9 protein-coding genes and 3 rRNA genes are annotated in these 16,690 nt (G+C 62.3%); 2 read left to right on the top strand and 10 right to left on the bottom strand.

Going from position 1 to position 16,690, the window contains the following annotated elements:
- Positions 1 to 149: 149 nt before the first annotated feature.
- The 6 genes from rrf to NXY83_RS07825 form a co-directional block, all read right to left on the bottom strand.
- Positions 150 to 266 (bottom strand): 5S ribosomal RNA (gene rrf, locus NXY83_RS07850).
- A 213-nt stretch (positions 267 to 479) separates the two neighbouring features.
- Positions 480 to 3,607, bottom strand: a 23S ribosomal RNA gene (locus tag NXY83_RS07845).
- 504 nt (positions 3,608 to 4,111) lie between these two features.
- A 16S ribosomal RNA gene (locus tag NXY83_RS07840) occupies positions 4,112 to 5,638 on the bottom strand.
- The 16S, 23S and 5S rRNA genes sit together here, the layout of an rRNA operon.
- Positions 5,639 to 6,138: 500 nt before the next feature.
- Complete coding sequence (gene tyrS / locus NXY83_RS07835; protein WP_258805520.1) at positions 6,139 to 7,452, bottom strand: tyrosine--tRNA ligase; 1,314 nt, start codon at positions 7,450 to 7,452, stop codon at positions 6,139 to 6,141.
- Positions 7,453 to 7,486: 34 nt separating this feature from the next.
- On the bottom strand, positions 7,487 to 9,715 hold the full coding sequence (locus NXY83_RS07830) for a HelD family protein (RefSeq protein ID WP_258805519.1): 2,229 nt from the start codon (positions 9,713 to 9,715) through the stop codon (positions 7,487 to 7,489).
- A gap of 51 nt (positions 9,716 to 9,766) precedes the next feature.
- A complete protein-coding gene (locus tag NXY83_RS07825; protein ID WP_258805518.1) occupies positions 9,767 to 10,459 on the bottom strand; it encodes a DNA-3-methyladenine glycosylase in 693 nt (230 codons plus the stop codon).
- Between the two features lie 112 nt (positions 10,460 to 10,571).
- Between NXY83_RS07825 and NXY83_RS07820 the strand changes: the two genes are divergently transcribed.
- Positions 10,572 to 12,056, top strand: coding sequence for an AlkA N-terminal domain-containing protein (locus tag NXY83_RS07820; RefSeq protein WP_258805517.1), 1,485 nt, complete (start codon positions 10,572 to 10,574; stop codon positions 12,054 to 12,056).
- Positions 12,053 to 12,547 (top strand): methylated-DNA--[protein]-cysteine S-methyltransferase, encoded by a 495-nt coding sequence (locus NXY83_RS07815; protein WP_258805516.1) that lies wholly within the window; start codon positions 12,053 to 12,055, stop codon positions 12,545 to 12,547. The genes NXY83_RS07820 and NXY83_RS07815 overlap by 4 nt, the downstream gene beginning before the upstream one ends.
- 12 nt (positions 12,548 to 12,559) lie before the next feature.
- Here the strand turns inward: NXY83_RS07815 and NXY83_RS07810 are convergent, their stop codons facing one another.
- From NXY83_RS07810 to NXY83_RS07795, 4 genes are all read right to left on the bottom strand, one after another.
- Complete coding sequence (locus NXY83_RS07810; RefSeq protein WP_258805515.1) at positions 12,560 to 13,321, bottom strand: maleylpyruvate isomerase family mycothiol-dependent enzyme; 762 nt, start codon at positions 13,319 to 13,321, stop codon at positions 12,560 to 12,562.
- Between the two features lie 10 nt (positions 13,322 to 13,331).
- On the bottom strand, positions 13,332 to 13,865 hold the full coding sequence (locus NXY83_RS07805; RefSeq protein WP_258805514.1) for a pyridoxine/pyridoxamine 5'-phosphate oxidase: 534 nt from the start codon (positions 13,863 to 13,865) through the stop codon (positions 13,332 to 13,334).
- Between the two features lie 145 nt (positions 13,866 to 14,010).
- Entirely contained in the window at positions 14,011 to 15,450 is a 1,440-nt protein-coding gene (gene argH, locus NXY83_RS07800; protein ID WP_258805513.1) for an argininosuccinate lyase, read from the bottom strand.
- Positions 15,451 to 15,479: 29 nt separating this feature from the next.
- Positions 15,480 to 16,685 carry an argininosuccinate synthase gene (locus tag NXY83_RS07795; protein ID WP_258805512.1) on the bottom strand — a complete coding sequence of 402 codons (1,206 nt, stop codon included), beginning with the start codon at positions 16,683 to 16,685 and terminating at the stop codon, positions 15,480 to 15,482.
- Positions 16,686 to 16,690: the final 5 nt, after the last annotated feature.

Genomic DNA, 16,690 nt, shown 5'->3' with positions numbered 1-16,690 from the left:
TCGACGGCGGGTGTTGCCGTTGGGTGTTAACCGGTCGTGGGTGAGGGGCCGGGTTTTTCCGGGCGGGGTGTGTGTGTGGGGGTTTGGGGGTGGTGGTTAAAGTGGGAGAGCCTCCAAACGTGTGTTTGGAGGCTCTCGACCTAATGGTTGTCCGGCGGTGACCTACTCTCCCACACCCTCCCGGGTGCAGTACCATCGGCGCTGTGGGTCTTAGCTTCCGGGTTCGGAATGGGACCGGGCGTTTCCCCCACGCTATGACCGCCGTAACCCTTTGACCCGTCACCGGCCCCCTGTGGGGTGGTGTGGGAAGTTTTTGGTTACAACAATTGTGGTGTTGTTATTCAGTTGTGTTCCCGTGGCAACGAACCGTGGTTTGGTTTGTTGTTTGGGAACCACATAGTGGACGCAAGCAGTCTTGTTTATCTTTTTACCGACCCCGTGGTGCAAACGCTTTTGAAGGATCGTTTGCGGGGTGGTGTGTGGTGTAAGTTATCGGCCTATTAGTACCGGTCAGCTTCACGAGTCGTTAGTCCTCGCTTCCACATCCGGCCTATCAACCCAGTGGTCTGGCTGGGGGCCTCTCACACACGAGGTGTATGGAAATCTCATCTTGAAGCGAGCTTCCCGCTTAGATGCTTTCAGCGGTTATCCCATCCGAACGTAGCTAATCAGCGGTGCACTTGGCAGTACAACTGACACACCAGAGGTTCGTCCGTCCCGGTCCTCTCGTACTAAGGACAGCCCTTCTCAAATTTCCTGCGCGCGCAGCGGATAGGGACCGAACTGTCTCACGACGTTCTAAACCCAGCTCGCGTACCGCTTTAATGGGCGAACAGCCCAACCCTTGGGACCTACTCCAGCCCCAGGATGCGACGAGCCGACATCGAGGTGCCAAACCATGCCGTCGATATGGACTCTTGGGCAAGATCAGCCTGTTATCCCCGAGGTACCTTTTATCCGTTGAGCGACGGCCATTCCACAATGTACCGCCGGATCACTAGTCCCGACTTTCGTCCCTGCTCGAGATGTCTCTCTCACAGTCAAGCTCCCTTGTGCACTTACACTCGACACCTGATTGCCAACCAGGCTGAGGGAACCTTTGGGCGCCTCCGTTACTTTTTAGGAGGCAACCGCCCCAGTTAAACTACCCATCAGGCACTGTCCCTGACCCGGATTACGGGCCGAAGTTAGATGTCCAAAGTGACCAGAGTGGTATTTCAACGATGACTCCACCCGAACTGGCGTCCGGGCTTCAACGTCTCCCACCTATCCTACACAAGCCACTCCGAACACCAATACCAAACTATAGTAAAGGTCTCGGGGTCTTTCCGTCCTGCTGCGCGTAACGAGCATCTTTACTCGTACTGCAATTTCGCCGAGTTATGGTTGAGACAGCGGGGAAGTCGTTACTCCATTCGTGCAGGTCGGAACTTACCCGACAAGGAATTTCGCTACCTTAGGATGGTTATAGTTACCACCGCCGTTTACTGGGGCTTAAATTCTCAGCTTCGCCGTGAGGCTAACCGGTCCTCTTAACCTTCCAGCACCGGGCAGGAGTCAGTCCGTATACATCGTCTTGCGACTTCGCACGGACCTGTGTTTTTAGTAAACAGTCGCTTCCCCCTGGTCTCTGCGGCCCCGATCCCCTCCCACCAGCAAGTGGTGTTCAAGGTTGGGGCCCCCCTTCTCCCGAAGTTACGGGGGCATTTTGCCGAGTTCCTTAACCATAATTCTCTCGATCGCCTTAGTATTCTCTACCTGATCACCTGTGTCGGTTTGGGGTACGGGCGGCTAAAACCTCGCGTCGATGCTTTTCTCGGCAGCATAGGATCACCAAATTCCCCCAAACGGGGGTCCCATCAGATCTCAGGCATCATGAACACAGCGGATTTGCCTACCGTTCGCCCTACATCCTTAGACCGGGACAACCATCGCCCGGCTTGGCTACCTTCCTGCGTCACACCTGTTAATACGCTTGCCTCCCAGGATCAGGTCCTGCGCTCCACCAAAACCCTTCCACCACAAGGGCGGTCAGGCAGGTATCGGGCAGTTAGTATCCCCTGTTCAGCATGGACGGTTTTTCGCCGGTACGGGAATATCAACCCGTTGTCCATCGACTACGCCTGTCGGCCTCGCCTTAGGTCCCGACTTACCCAGGGCAGATTAGCTTGACCCTGGAACCCTTGATCATTCGGCGGACGGGTTTCTCACCCGTCTTTCGCTACTCATGCCTGCATTCTCACTCGTGTAGGCTCCACCGCTGGTTTACACCGCGACTTCACCGCCCACACGACGCTCCCCTACCCATCCAAACGCCTGAACCACAAGGGCTTAGCTAATATTTGAATGCCACAACTTCGGCGGTGTACTTGAGCCCCGCTACATTGTCGGCGCGGAATCACTTGACCAGTGAGCTATTACGCACTCTTTTAAGGATGGCTGCTTCTAAGCCAACCTCCTGGTTGTCTGAGCAACTCCACATCCTTTCCCACTTAGCACACGCTTAGGGGCCTTAGTTGGTGGTCTGGGCTGTTTCCCTCTCGACTATGAAGCTTATCCCCCACAGTCTCACTGCTGCGCTCTCACTTACCGGCATTCGGAGTTTGGCTGACGTCAGTAACCTTGTAGGGCCCATTAGCCATCCAGTAGCTCTACCTCCAGCAAGAAACACGCAACGCTGCACCTAAATGCATTTCGGGGAGAACCAGCTATCACGAAGTTTGATTGGCCTTTCACCCCTACCCACAGCTCATCCCCTCCATTTTCAACTGAAGTGGGTTCGGTCCTCCACGACGTCTTACCGTCGCTTCAACCTGGCCATGGGTAGATCACTTCGCTTCGGGTCTAGATCACGCCACTGCAACGCCCTATTCAGACTCGCTTTCGCTACGGCTGCCCCACACGGGTTAACCTCGCGACGTAACACTAACTCGCAGGCTCATTCTTCAAAAGGCACGCCGTCACAACTACAAGGCTGCTCCGACGGATTGTAAGCACACGGTTTCAGGTACTGTTTCACTCCCCTCCCGGGGTACTTTTCACCTTTCCCTCACGGTACTGGTCCGCTATCGGTCATTAGGGAGTATTTAGGCTTATCAGGTGGTCCTGACAGATTCGCACGGGATTTCTCGGGCCCCGTACTACTTGGGATACTCTCACAGGCGGCACAAACGCATTACGGTTACGGGGCTAACACCCTCTCTGGCCGGCCTTTCAAGACCGTTCACCTATGCGCGCACATCACACCCCACCAGCCCGGCAGAACTGGTATGGAAAGTCCCACAACCCCGACCATGCAACGCCCGCCGGCTATCACACATGGAACGGTTTAGCCTGATCCGCGTTCGCTCGCCACTACTAACGGAATCACTATTGTTTTCTCTTCCTGCGGGTACTGAGATGTTTCACTTCCCCGCGTTCCCTCCACGCACCCTATGTGTTCAGATGCGGGTCACCGAGTCACTCGCGCGCTCGGCGGGGTTTCCCCATTCGGACACCCTGGGATCACAGTCCGGTTATCGACTCCCCCAGGCTTATCGCAGATTCCTACGTCCTTCTTCGGCTCCTAATGCCAAGGCATCCACCGTGTGCTCTTAAAAACTTGACCACAAAAGATCAAAAAACTAATTCACGAGAGAACCACGAAAACCAACCACACCCCAACACCCCAAAGGGCATCAACAGCGCAGCCAGATCCAGGTTCATATTCTTGGAAATTGCTTCTTATAAAAGATGCTCGCGTCCACTATGTAGTTCTCAAACAACAACCCCAAACCACACACCCCACACACACAAACGCGCATGATCGATGCAGCCAGGAAACCAGAAACAAACAAACCCGGAAACCACCACAGCCAAAGCCGCAGCAACCCCGGTCCTGTTGCCTCAGGACCCAACAGTGTGCCAAACACTAAACCACTTCCACCCCACCCCACCGTTCCAGGACACCAAAGCATCCGTACTAAACGAGGAGAAGAACAAGCAGCCGCTATTTGTTGATATTCCACCCATGAGCACCCGCCGCAGAACAATCGTCTGCGCAACGGGCATTACTCCTGACAAACCCCCGCACCCCGCATACACGAGGCCGGCGCTTGTAGGTGCTCCTTAGAAAGGAGGTGATCCAGCCGCACCTTCCGGTACGGCTACCTTGTTACGACTTAGTCCCAATCGCCAGTCCCACCTTCGACAGCTCCCTCCCACAAGGGGTTAGGCCACCGGCTTCGGGTGTTACCAACTTTCGTGACTTGACGGGCGGTGTGTACAAGGCCCGGGAACGTATTCACCGCAGCGTTGCTGATCTGCGATTACTAGCGACTCCGACTTCATGGGGTCGAGTTGCAGACCCCAATCCGAACTGAGACCGGCTTTTTGGGATTAGCTCCTCCACCTCACAGTATCGCAACCCTTTGTACCGGCCATTGTAGCATGCGTGAAGCCCAAGACATAAGGGGCATGATGATTTGACGTCGTCCCCACCTTCCTCCGAGTTGACCCCGGCAGTCTCCTATGAGTCCCCACCATCACGTGCTGGCAACATAGAACGAGGGTTGCGCTCGTTGCGGGACTTAACCCAACATCTCACGACACGAGCTGACGACAACCATGCACCACCTGTGAACCAGCCCCAAAGGGGAAGGACTGTTTCCAGCCCGGTCCGGTCCATGTCAAGCCTTGGTAAGGTTCTTCGCGTTGCATCGAATTAATCCGCATGCTCCGCCGCTTGTGCGGGCCCCCGTCAATTCCTTTGAGTTTTAGCCTTGCGGCCGTACTCCCCAGGCGGGGCACTTAATGCGTTAGCTACGGCGCGGAAAACGTGGAATGTCCCCCACACCTAGTGCCCAACGTTTACGGCATGGACTACCAGGGTATCTAATCCTGTTCGCTCCCCATGCTTTCGCTCCTCAGCGTCAGTTAATGCCCAGAGACCTGCCTTCGCCATCGGTGTTCCTCCTGATATCTGCGCATTTCACCGCTACACCAGGAATTCCAGTCTCCCCTACATCACTCTAGTCTGCCCGTACCCACCGCAGATCCGGAGTTGAGCCCCGGACTTTCACGGCAGACGCGACAAACCGCCTACGAGCTCTTTACGCCCAATAATTCCGGATAACGCTTGCGCCCTACGTATTACCGCGGCTGCTGGCACGTAGTTAGCCGGCGCTTCTTCTGCAGGTACCGTCACTTTCGCTTCTTCCCTACTGAAAGAGGTTTACAACCCGAAGGCCGTCATCCCTCACGCGGCGTCGCTGCATCAGGCTTGCGCCCATTGTGCAATATTCCCCACTGCTGCCTCCCGTAGGAGTCTGGGCCGTGTCTCAGTCCCAGTGTGGCCGGTCACCCTCTCAGGCCGGCTACCCGTCGTCGCCTTGGTAAGCCATTACCTCACCAACAAGCTGATAGGCCGCGAGTCCATCCAAAACCACAAAAAGCTTTCCACCAACCACCATGCGATGATCAGTCATATCCGGTATTAGACCCAGTTTCCCAGGCTTATCCCAGAGTTAAGGGCAGGTTACTCACGTGTTACTCACCCGTTCGCCACTAATCCAGGAGCAAGCTCCCTTCATCGTTCGACTTGCATGTGTTAAGCACGCCGCCAGCGTTCATCCTGAGCCAGGATCAAACTCTCCGTTGAAGTAAAACAAAAACAGACACAACATGGCACCACGGGAAAACGCGGCCACCACACTGCAAAATTTGAAACCAGCTGTAAAAACCAGACCACCCACAGGGGCGGACGATCCAGTCAATTCAACCAATTCAAAAAACAAATCGGTATCAACAAACTTGGCACACTATTGAGTTCTCAAACAACAGACACATTCGAATATTCCCGAAATAATTCAATAATTTGAATTCTTATCTCGTATTTCTTCGCTGCGATGTTTCAATCTTATTTCATTCATATTCACTTTTGCAAATCCGGTTGTTTTTCCGGAATTCACTCGGTGGAATGAATCCGCCCAGCATAAAGAGAAGCATTTTCTTCAATCCACGCTCTGCGTGACCAAGAATTGCTTCTCATTAGTAGGGGGTTTGTCACCACTCACCGGCGGCGACTCAGAAAACAATACACGCCCCTCCGCGGCCGTGCAAATCGGCTGCGGAGGGGCGTGCAGATGGCATATTTCCCCGTTACGGAACCAGTACCTCGACGGTAGCCAGATTCTTCTTCCCCCGGCGGAGCAGCAGGTACTGCCCGTGCAGGAGTTCATCCTCCGAGATCACGGCTTCCGGGTCCAGCACCTTTTCATTGTTGACGTAGGCACCGCCTTCGCCCACGGTGCGGCGGGCTGCGGACTTGCTCTCCGAGAGCCCCGAGGCAACAAGGAGGTCCACGATTCCGAGCGCGTCCACCTGGACGGTGGCCGACGGGAGTTCGGAAGTCGCCGCCTGGAGCGTCGGCTTGTCCAACGCAGCCAGGTCACCGTTTCCAAAGAGGGCGGCAGAAGCTGCAATGACCTTTTCGGTGGCTTCCACCCCATGAACGAGGGAGGTCACCTCAAAGGCAAGCTTCCTCTGCCCTTCACGGGCGAAGGGACGCTCCGCAACAGCCATGGCCATTTCCTCGATCTCCGCGCGGGTGAGGAAGGTGAAGACCTTCAACCGGTCCACCACATCTGCATCGGCTGTGTTGAGCCAGAACTGGTAGAAGGCGTACGGGCTGCACATGCCGGCGTCGAGCCAGATGGCGTTGCCCTCGCTCTTGCCGAACTTGGTGCCGTCGGAGTTGGTGATGAGCGGGGTTCCCAGGGCGTGAACGCTCTTGCCCTCCACTTTGCGGATCAGCTCGGTACCGCTGGTGAGGTTGCCCCACTGGTCGGAACCGCCGGTCTGCAGCACGCAGTTGTAATCGCGGTAGAGCTGCAGGTAGTCCATACCCTGCAGGATCTGGTAGCTGAACTCCGTGTAGCTGATCCCCTCGTCGGAGTTCAGGCGGGAAGCGACGGCATCCTTGCGGAGCATTGTGCCCACCCGGAAGTGCTTGCCCACCTCACGGAGGAAATCGATGGCGCTCAGCGGCGCAGTCCAGTCCAGGTTGTTCACCATCCGCGCGGCGTTGTCCCCCTCGAAGCTGAGGAAGCGCTGCACCTGCGCCTGGAGGTAACCCACCCACTCGGCAACCGTGTCCTTGGTGTTAAGGGTGCGTTCCGCTGTGGGGCGGGGATCGCCGATCATCCCGGTGGAACCGCCCACCAGGCCCAGCGGTTTGTGGCCCGCCAGCTGCAGCCGCCGCATGACCAGCAGCTGGACCAGGTTGCCCAGGTGGAGGCTCGGCGCGGTGGGATCGAAACCGCAATAGTACGTGACCGGCCCGCCGGCGAGGAGCTTTTCCAGCTCAGCTTCGTCGGTGGAGACGTGGACCAGGCCACGCCATTTCAGCTCCTGCCAGATGTTGGCAAAAGAGGGGTCGTTGTGTTGCGATTCGAGGCTGTTGATGTCTGGCACGCTTTCTAAGTTAGCAGTACTGGAGGCCGCCGGATTAGCGGACGATGCCTGCCGGAACAGGTTCTGCGGCAATCATCCGCAGCCGCTGGGTGGCGCGGGTCATGGCAACGTAGAGGTCGCCCACCTTGCCGTGCTCATGGTTGAGCATCCTGGCCGGTTCCAGGACCACGACGCCGTCGAACTCCAGGCCTTTGGCGTCACGTGGGCTGATGACCACGATGTCCTGTTCGTAGCTGCCGGCCCCCGTACCGATGCGGCGCCCGTAAGCGGCGCGCAGAGCTGCGGTGGCTTGCGGCAACAGGTCACCCTCGGCAATCACTGCCAGCAAGCCGCCGTCGAGCGCGTCCAGTTCCTCCGGCAGGATCTCCACCAGCCGGTCGACCACGGTACCCGGCTCCACTTCGTCGATGATGGGTGACCAGCGGCCCTCCCGGACGGCTTTCGGTGCGGATACCACCAGGCCGGCCGCGTTTGCCATCCGAACCGCGGCCTCGGCGACCTGTGACGGGGTGCGGTAGTTGACCGTCAGCTCCTCCAGCTGCCACCGGTCGCCAAACAGCGGGGCGAGAGCGCCCTGCCATGAATTGGCGCCGGCCACAGAGCTGGTCTGGGCAATGTCCCCCACGATGGTGAAGGACTTCAGGGGGCAGCGACGCACCAGCAGCCGCCACTGCATGGGCGACAGCTCCTGGGCCTCGTCCACCACGATGTGCCCGAATGCCCAGGTGCGGTCGCTGGTGGCACGCTCGGCAGCGGTCAGCCTGGCCTCGCGTTCCTGGTTTTGATCCACCAGGTCTTCAGCCGTCATGAGGGCGTCAACCCCGGCAGTTTCCATGTTGACTAGTGTCTGCTTGGCGTTGGCCAGGTCGCGGGCGCGGTCGTGCTCCTGCTGTGCCAGTCCACGTCCCGCCGCAGGATCAAGTTCGCCGAGCAGTTCGGCGGCCTCATCCAGCAGCGGCACATCGGATTCGGTCCAGGGCGCGTCGGCCGGGCGAAGCAACAGGGCACGTTCCGCCGGAGACAGCCTGGGTGTACAGAATTCCAGCACGGCCGGCTTGCTGAACAGCTCGGAGACCAGCTTCTCCGGGGTCATGGGCATCCAGCACAGGTTCAGGGCGATCCGGACGTCACGCGCTGTACGGACATCCTCGGCCAGATACGAGCGGTCGGCGTTGTTGCCGATGTTTCCCGCCTCGACGAGTTCGGTCAGCTGTTCCGTCAACTCCCGCAGCAGGATCTTGACGAACGTTAGCCGCGCTTCGTTGTGGGGCTTGCCGGTGGACCGCGCACGTTCCCGGGCACGCCGGACCTGCCTGGGCGTCAGCACCAGCTTCCGCCCGTCCACCTCCAGGATCCTGTTTTCCGCGGGTATGCGCTGGCGGTTTGATACAGCATTCGCCACGATCTCCGCCATATCCAGCCGGCCCTTGATCGCGGCGACGGCGGCATCCGGTTCCGGCACGGCCTGGATGCCGGGCATCAGCCGGCCAACGCTGGCCATCACCACACCCGTTTCACCCAGTGAGGGCAACACGCGTTCGATGTACTTCATGAACGACGACGACGGTCCCACCAGCAGCACGCCTGCGCTCTTGAGGCGGTCACGGTGGGTGTAGAGGAGGTAGGCGGCGCGGTGCAGCGCCACCGCGGTCTTGCCCGTGCCGGGCCCGCCCTGCACCACCAGGGCGCCGGAGATGGAGGACCGGATGATGCGGTCCTGTTCCGACTGGATGGTGCTGACGATGTCCGACATCCGGCCGGTCCGCTTGGAGTTCAACGCAGCGAGCAGGGCGCCCTCGCCCTGCAGCGATTCGTTATCCGCCAGCATCCCGGCATCCAGGACGTCGTCCTCAATGGCCTTGACCTCGCGGCCCTGCAGGATCAGGTGCCGGCGGCGCCGCACACCCTGCCGGTCGAACGCGGTGGCCTGGTAGAAGTGCCCCGCTTCGGGCGCACGCCAGTCCACCATCAGCCGCTGGAGGTCCTCGGTGGTGAGGCCGATGCGGCCGATGTACTGCGCCTCGCCGGAATCAAGGTCCAGCCGTCCGAAGACCAGCCGGTCATCCACGGCATCCAGCTGCGCCAGGCGGTCCTCATACAGGGCGGCAAAAGCGTCGCGTTCGGAAACGTTCTGCATGGTGCCTACAGCCCCGGCCCGGCGGACCTGCGCCAGCTGCCGGCGCTTTTCCTCGCGGAGCTCTTCGAGCCGGGCATACAGGCCGGCTACGTACTCCCGTTCGTGGGCCAAATCGGCGTCGAGCATTAACGTTCCCCTATCGCAAAAGACAGACCGTCCATTCTACAACCATTTCTGTTAACGCTGGTGAAACCTGGCTGCGGTAGCGGCCCGGACGCTACGTTTCGTCCCACGGGGCTGGGCGGCTTTGTACTTGGAGACGGTGGGATCCCCGGTGATCCAGAAGCGCCAGGCATATTCATCGGAGCCGCCGGCTCCGGCCACGCCAACGCGCGGGCCGGAGCTGACGTGCACGGCCGGCCGGGACGGAAGGACCAGCCCGAAAGGCGGCGCCAGCGCGTCACGGCCGCTGTCCGCCGTCGTCAGGCCCAATGCCTTGGCGAGCCGCGCGGGGCCGCTGGCGAGGTCAGCCGGACTCTTGGACGTGGGCCGCCGCCGCTGCGCCAGCTCCAGCCCTTCCACGATCTCCCCTGCACGCAAAAGCAGGGCGGAGGCCACACCGTCCGGCCCGCACACGATATTGGTGCAGTGATGCATCCCATAGGTGAAGTAGACGTAGAGGTGCCCGGCGGGGCCAAACATGGGCGCGTTGCGGGGGGTGGGGCCGCGGTAGGTGTGCGAGCCCGGATCCGGGTGCAGAGAATCCTCCGGTCCCAGGTAGGCCTCCACCTCGGTCAGCCGGACGGACACCGGTCCTTCGCGTGAATCGTGCGTGAGGACGGCCCCCAGCAGCAGCGGGGCCAGCTCCCGGGCATCGCCGGCGAGGATCTCCCGCAACGGCCGGCCGGCGGGCAAGGCAATTTCACTCATGGCCAGACCTTACCCACATCGGCCGGCTTCAGCGCTTTCCCCCTTCCGGGCGGGGCACGGCCGTGTCCGATTTCCGCTAGTAGCTATCCCCGGCGGCTGGCAGGATGGAGTGATGGACTTCTGGCAGCGCTACCGGGCAATCGATGCCCGGGACACCCGTTTCGACGGGCAGTTCTACACTGCCGTCCGGACAACTGGAATCTATTGCCGCCCCTCGTGCCCGGCCAGGACGCCCAAGGCTTCGAACGTGACCTTCTACGAAACGTCCGCCGCAGCCCACGAAGCCGGCTACCGGGCCTGCAAGCGGTGCCTCCCGGAGGCGGTTCCCGGCACACCGGCCTGGAACCTCCGCCAGGACGTGGCCGGACGCGCCATGCGCCTGATCAACGATGGCGTGATCAACAGGGACGGGGTGGAGGGCCTTGCTGTCCGGCTGGGCTACTCCTCCCGCCAGCTCAACCGGATCCTCACCCAGGAACTCGGGGCCGGACCGCTGTCGCTCGCCCGGGCGGGACGCGCCCAGACTGCCCGTACCCTGCTGGTTTCCACGTCGATGAAGCTCGCCGACGTCGCATTCGCGGCCGGCTTCAGCAGCGTCCGGCAGTTCAACGAAACCATGCTCGACGTCTTCGACATGACGCCCACAGCCTTGCGCCTGACCGGCCGGCACGGAAAAACCGCAGGGGGCGCCACCGCACTGACGCTTAGCCTCCCCTACAGGAAGCCCTTCGACCCTGGCATTTTCACCTTCCTGGCGGTGCGGGCCATCCCCGGAATCGAAGCAGGTACAGCTGATTCCTACGCCCGCACGCTGCGGCTGCCGCATGCGGACGCCCGCTTCAGGGTGGAGTACGACGCCGGCGCCCGGGAGCGGCCCCTCACCCTCACCATCGGCGCGGTGGACCTGCGCGACCTTCCGGCCCTGCTGAGCCGCGTCCGGAGGCTGTTCGACCTGGATGCGGACCCGGAGGCCATTGACGCCGCCCTGGCGGAGGACGCCCGGCTGGCAGCTGCGGTGGAGCGGACGCCGGGCATCAGGATGCCCGGCGCGCTGGATCCCCAGGAACTGCTGGTGCGGGCCATGGTGGGGCAGCAGATCACGGTGGCGGCCGCCCGGACCGCCTTGACCCAGCTATCCGCCGCCGGCAGTCCCAGCAGCGTCCCCGGCGACGGCCTTGACCGCCTGTTTCCCACTCCGGCCGAAGTCGCTGAGGCGGGACATCTGCTGCGTGGCCCGCGGAGAAGGACAGAATCGCTCCTCAACGCTGCCGCCGCCATGGCCGAAGGGCGGATCGACCCCGGCTACGGAAATGACCTTGCCGGCCTCACCGCCATGTTGCTTCCGCTGCCCGGCGTGGGGCCGTGGACAGTTGGTTACGTGGCGATGCGGGTCATCGGTGCCCCGGACGTCTTCCTTGCCAATGACGCTGCCGTCAGGAACGGGGTCCGTGCCCTGGCCAACGGCCTCGCCCGGCTGAACCCCGATTTCCAGGAAGTCAGCCCCTGGCGCTCCTATGCCACCATGCACCTCTGGCGCGCTGCCGCCGTACCCACAACCCGTGCAAAAAATGACGTTCCCCAGAAAGCGATGCGATGAAGGCCCAGCTGCTTCAGATGACCACCCCGGACGGTCCGTTCACCATCCTCGCCCAGGACGGCGTCGTCCTTTCCAGCGGTTGGACAGAAAAACCCGGTGACCTGACGGGGCAGATTCACCCGACCCTGCGGCCCGCCACCCTTGAACTGGTCTCCGGACTGGAAGGCATCTCCGCCGCTGTGGAAGCCTTCTATGCCGGCGATCCGGCGCCCGCGATGCAGGTCCCCGTGCGGCAGGTGTCCGGCCCGTTCCGGGCCCATGCCTGGGATGTCCTCCGTCTGGTCAAACCAGGATTCCCGGTCACGTACACGGAATACGCCGCCCTGGCGGGCAATCCGAAGGCCGTCCGGGCCGCCGCAAGTGCCTGCGCCTTCAATGCCGCGGCGCTCTTTGTGCCCTGCCACCGGGTGATCCGTACCGACGGCTCGCTCGGCGGATTCCGCTGGGGCCTGCGGGTGAAGGAAAGCCTGCTGGCCCGCGAAGCAGTGTGAACCGCGACTCAGCTACTTGGCAGCGGGGGTGCCCGACGGCCACGGCAGCAGGGCGGGGAGGTCCACGCCGTCCGCGGCCGCCGATGCCCTCAGGCTGCCCAGCGTGGGTTCACGCCCTGCCAGCCAGGCAGCGATATCCGTGATCATCCCGCTCACCACGGTGGACCGGTTGCCGCTGCCGATGCTCACGGGCGGGAGGCCAAGGGGCTGCAGCACCAGTCTGTCGTCCGGCTGCACACGGGCGGCAAGGAAATCGAACAGGTGTTCGCAGAAGGGCCGGCTCCAGGTTTCCGGTCCCCTGCCACCCGGCAGGTCGGAAGCGTGGATGACGAGTTCGCGCCAGAGTGCCAGCCCGCCGTCCATCACCACTCCCCCGCGGTAGGCGATGGGTGCGTACCAGCCGGTGCGGTTGCCAGTGGATTCCTTGGCTCCGGGCAGTGCATCGAACGCCTTCATCACCCTGGCCAAGGCAGCGGTCAGGTCAGCGAGGTGGGTGGCAGCGTCATGACCGGCAGCCATGTCGATTGCCTTGTTGCGTCCGTCCATCCCGCCGTCGTACAGCTCTATGGTTTCTCCGCGCGCTGCATACTCGAGTTGCCGGGCCATGGCATTTGAGATCCCCGTGAGATGCGCCAGGACATGTCCCCGCGTCCAGCCCGGAAGAGCGGAGGGAGCCCGCAGATCCTCGTCGCTGAACCTGGCAGCATCAGCGGCAACGTCGTCGGCGGCCTTGTGGAGCCTGGCGAGCAGCTCATCGGGTTCAGGAGCGGTCATGGCGTTCATCCTAGCCCCGTGGCAGCCCGTCGGGCCCGAGGAGGTGGCGGACGTGCTCTCCGTCGTTGCTTGCCTGCCAGAATTCGTACTCGGTGGGCTGGACTGCATAGAGCTGCCAGTCCGGGTTGGTGCTGCCGTCCGCGCGCGGCCGCTCCGCCCAATCAACAGCGGAAGCTTCGGCTGACAGCTCCACGACCGGTCCCGCCACCCGGACCTGCCTGCCTTGGGAAGGCCAGTAAAAGTTCATGGCCGCGCGCGGTGCCCCGGAAAGCTCCCGCCCTTTGCGGGAGGTGCGGGATGTGGCGAAGTGCCAGCCGTCGTCGTCGATGTTTTTCAGGATCAGCATCCGTGAGGAGGGCTGTTCTCCGCTGACGGTGGCGAGGCTGAACGCGTGTGGCTGCTGCTCCCCCGCGGCCAGTGCTTCGTCCAGCCACTGTTTGAACAGCTCCGCGGGATCTGTGGGGACACTGGCAGGGTCAAAACCGGGCAGGGTGTCCGGGAAGTCGGGCAGCGTGCGAAGAAACTTCCGGAAGGTTTCGCTCATGGCGCCATGGTAGCGGGAAGTCTTCGGCGTAAACGCCCGACGCTCTATCAGTTGTTGCATGAATATCGCCAACGCTCTCCCACATTCTTACCGAAAGTGAGAGAGCGTTGGCCAAATCGGTGCAGGATCCGGGAGAGCGTTGCTCCTAGCCGGCGTACTCCCGTACTTCGTTCAGCTCCGCTTCAAGCGCGGCAAGCTGGCGTTCGACGGCGGCCGGTGCCGTGCCGCCCTGGGAGTTGCGGCTGTTCAGCGAACCTTCGGTGGACAGGACTGTCCGGACCTCGGGGGTGAGGTGCTCCGAGATGGCTGCGTACTCCGCATCGGTCAGGTCCCACAGCTCGACGCCGCGTGATTCGGCCTGCTTCACGGCGGCACCGGACAGCTCGTGCGCCTCGCGGAACGGGACGCCCTGGCGGACCAGCCACTCGGCGATGTCCGTGGCCAGTGCGAAGCCCTGGGGTGCCAGCGATTCCATCCGTTCCCTGTTGAAGGTGAGGGTGGCGATCATGCCGGACACGGCCGGGAGCAGCAGCTCCAGGGTGTCCGCAGCGTCGAACACCGGTTCCTTGTCCTCCTGCAGGTCGCGGTTGTACGCCAGGGGCAGGCCCTTGAGCGTCGCCAACAGCCCGGTCAGGTTGCCGATCAGGCGCCCGGCCTTGCCACGGGCCAGTTCCGCCACGTCCGGGTTCTTTTTCTGCGGCATGATCGAGGACCCCGTGGAGTACGAATCATGCAGCGTGACGAAGGAGAACTCCTTGGTGGCCCAGAAGATCACTTCCTCCGAAATCCTGGACAGGTCCACGCCGATCATGGAGCACACCCAGGCAAACTCTGCGAAGACGTCGCGCGATGCGGTGCCGTCGATCGAGTTGTGGGTTGCCGAGTAGAAGCCGAGGTCTGCGGCCACCGCTTCAGGGTCAAGGCCCAGCGACGACCCCGCCAGGGCTCCCGAACCGTACGGTGAGATGCCAGCGCGCTTGTCCCAGTCCTGGAGCCGCTGCACGTCGCGCAGCAGCGCCCAGGCGTGGGCCAGCAGGTGGTGGCTGAGCAGGACCGGCTGTGCGTGCTGCAGGTGGGTGCGGCCCGGCATGGCAACGCCGTGGTGGGCCTTGGCCTGATCGACCAGGGCGTCCACTGTGGCAAGCACTCCGCGGGCGATGATCCGGGCATGGTCGCGCAGGAACATCCGGCCCAGGGTTGCCACCTGGTCGTTGCGGGAGCGGCCGGCGCGGAGCTTGCCGCCCAGCTGTGGCCCGGCCCGCTCAATAAGCCCGCGTTCCAGGGAACCGTGGACGTCCTCGTCGGACTCCGCCGGCAGGTAGGCTCCCGACGCAACGTCCTCGTCCAACTGTGTGAGGGCTGCCAGCATGCCTTCCAGCTCGGCGTCGTCCAGCAGGCCCGCCTTGTGCAGGACCCGGGCGTGGGCCTTGGAACCGGCGATGTCGTAGCGGGCAAGCCGCCAGTCGAAGTGCGTGGATTTGCTCAGCGCGGCGAGGGCATCGGCGGGGCCGCCGGCGAACCGGCCGCCCCACAATGCACCTGTGTTCGTCCCCGAACGCGCCCCAGCCTCGCTGCGCTCACCCATGGACTCCTGCGCTCGTGGGCCCGTGCTGGTCACTGACCTGCGACCCGGATGTCGCGGCCGGAGGCTACCTTAGCGGACATGCCCCACAGCTCGATGAAGCCCTTGGCCATGGACTGGTCGAAGGTATCGCCGGTGTCGTAGGTGGCCAGGTTGAAGTCGTAAAGCGAGGTGTCGGAGCGGCGTCCGTTGACGATGGCCTGGCCACCGTGCAGGGTCATGCGGATGTCGCCGGAGACGTACTTCTGGGTGTCCTCGATGAAGGCCTCCAGGGAGCGCTTCAGCGGGGAGAACCACTGGCCGTCGTAAACCAGCTCTGACCAGCGCTGGCCAACGGTCGCCTTGAAACGGGCCTGTTCGCGCTCGACGGTGATGTCCTCGAGGTGCTTGTGCGCAGTGATCAGTGCCATGGCGCCCGGGGCCTCGTAGATTTCGCGGGACTTGATGCCGACGAGGCGGTCCTCAACGACGTCGATGCGGCCCACGCCCTGCGCTCCGGCGCGGCGGTTGAGTTCCTTGATGGCCTGCAGCGGGGTGACCTTGACGCCGTCGATAGCTACCGGAACGCCGGCTTCGAAGGAAATGATGACCTCATCCGGTGCCGGCGGGAACTCCGGGGTGGCGGTGTAGTCGTAGATGTCCTTGGTGGGGCCGTTCCAGATGTCCTCGAGGTAGCCGGTCTCCACGGCGCGGCCCCAGACGTTCTGGTCGATCGAGTACGGGTTCTTCTTGGTGGTCTCGATGGGCAGGCCTTTTTCCTCGGCGAAGGCGATGGCCTTGTCGCGGGTCAGGGCGAGGTCGCGGACCGGTGCGATGCACTTCAGGTCCGGGCCGAGGGTCTGGATGCCCACTTCGAAGCGGACCTGGTCGTTGCCTTTGCCGGTGCAGCCGTGGGCAACGGTGGTGGCGCCGAATTCGCGCGCGGCCTTGACCAGGTGCTTGACGATGACGGGCCGGGAGATGGCGGAAACCAGCGGGTAGTGGCCCTGGTAGAGGCCGTTGGCCTTCAGCGTGGGCATGCAGTACTCATTGGCGAACTCGTCGGAGGCGTCGGCAACGTAGGCTTCGACGGCGCCGCAGCCCAGCGCACGCTGGCGGATGGTCTCCAGGGACTCGCCGCCCTGCCCGACGTCAACCGCCACGGCGATGACCTCAGCGCCGGTGGCTTCACCGATCCAGCCGATGGCTACGGAGGTGTCCAGGCCGCCGGAATAGGCCAGCACAATGCGTTCAGTCACTTTGA

The organism is Pseudarthrobacter sp. NS4, from assembly GCF_024758005.1.
Taxonomy (GTDB): domain Bacteria; phylum Actinomycetota; class Actinomycetes; order Actinomycetales; family Micrococcaceae; genus Arthrobacter.
This window is presented reverse-complemented; position numbering and strand designations above follow the sequence as displayed.

Bases quoted from the DNA above. Each gene is read 5' to 3' on its own strand.
- NXY83_RS07830 (WP_258805519.1), bottom strand. From the start codon at position 9,715: ATGCTCGACGCCGATTTGGCCCACGAACGGGAGTACGTAGCCGGCCTG.
- NXY83_RS07825 (WP_258805518.1), bottom strand. From the start codon at position 10,459: ATGAGTGAAATTGCCTTGCCCGCCGGCCGGCCGTTGCGGGAGATCCTC.
- NXY83_RS07820 (WP_258805517.1), top strand. From the start codon at position 10,572: ATGGACTTCTGGCAGCGCTACCGGGCAATCGATGCCCGGGACACCCGT.
- NXY83_RS07815 (WP_258805516.1), top strand. From the start codon at position 12,053: ATGAAGGCCCAGCTGCTTCAGATGACCACCCCGGACGGTCCGTTCACC.
- NXY83_RS07810 (WP_258805515.1), bottom strand. From the start codon at position 13,321: ATGACCGCTCCTGAACCCGATGAGCTGCTCGCCAGGCTCCACAAGGCC.
- NXY83_RS07805 (WP_258805514.1), bottom strand. From the start codon at position 13,865: ATGAGCGAAACCTTCCGGAAGTTTCTTCGCACGCTGCCCGACTTCCCG.
- argH (WP_258805513.1), bottom strand. From the start codon at position 15,450: ATGGGTGAGCGCAGCGAGGCTGGGGCGCGTTCGGGGACGAACACAGGT.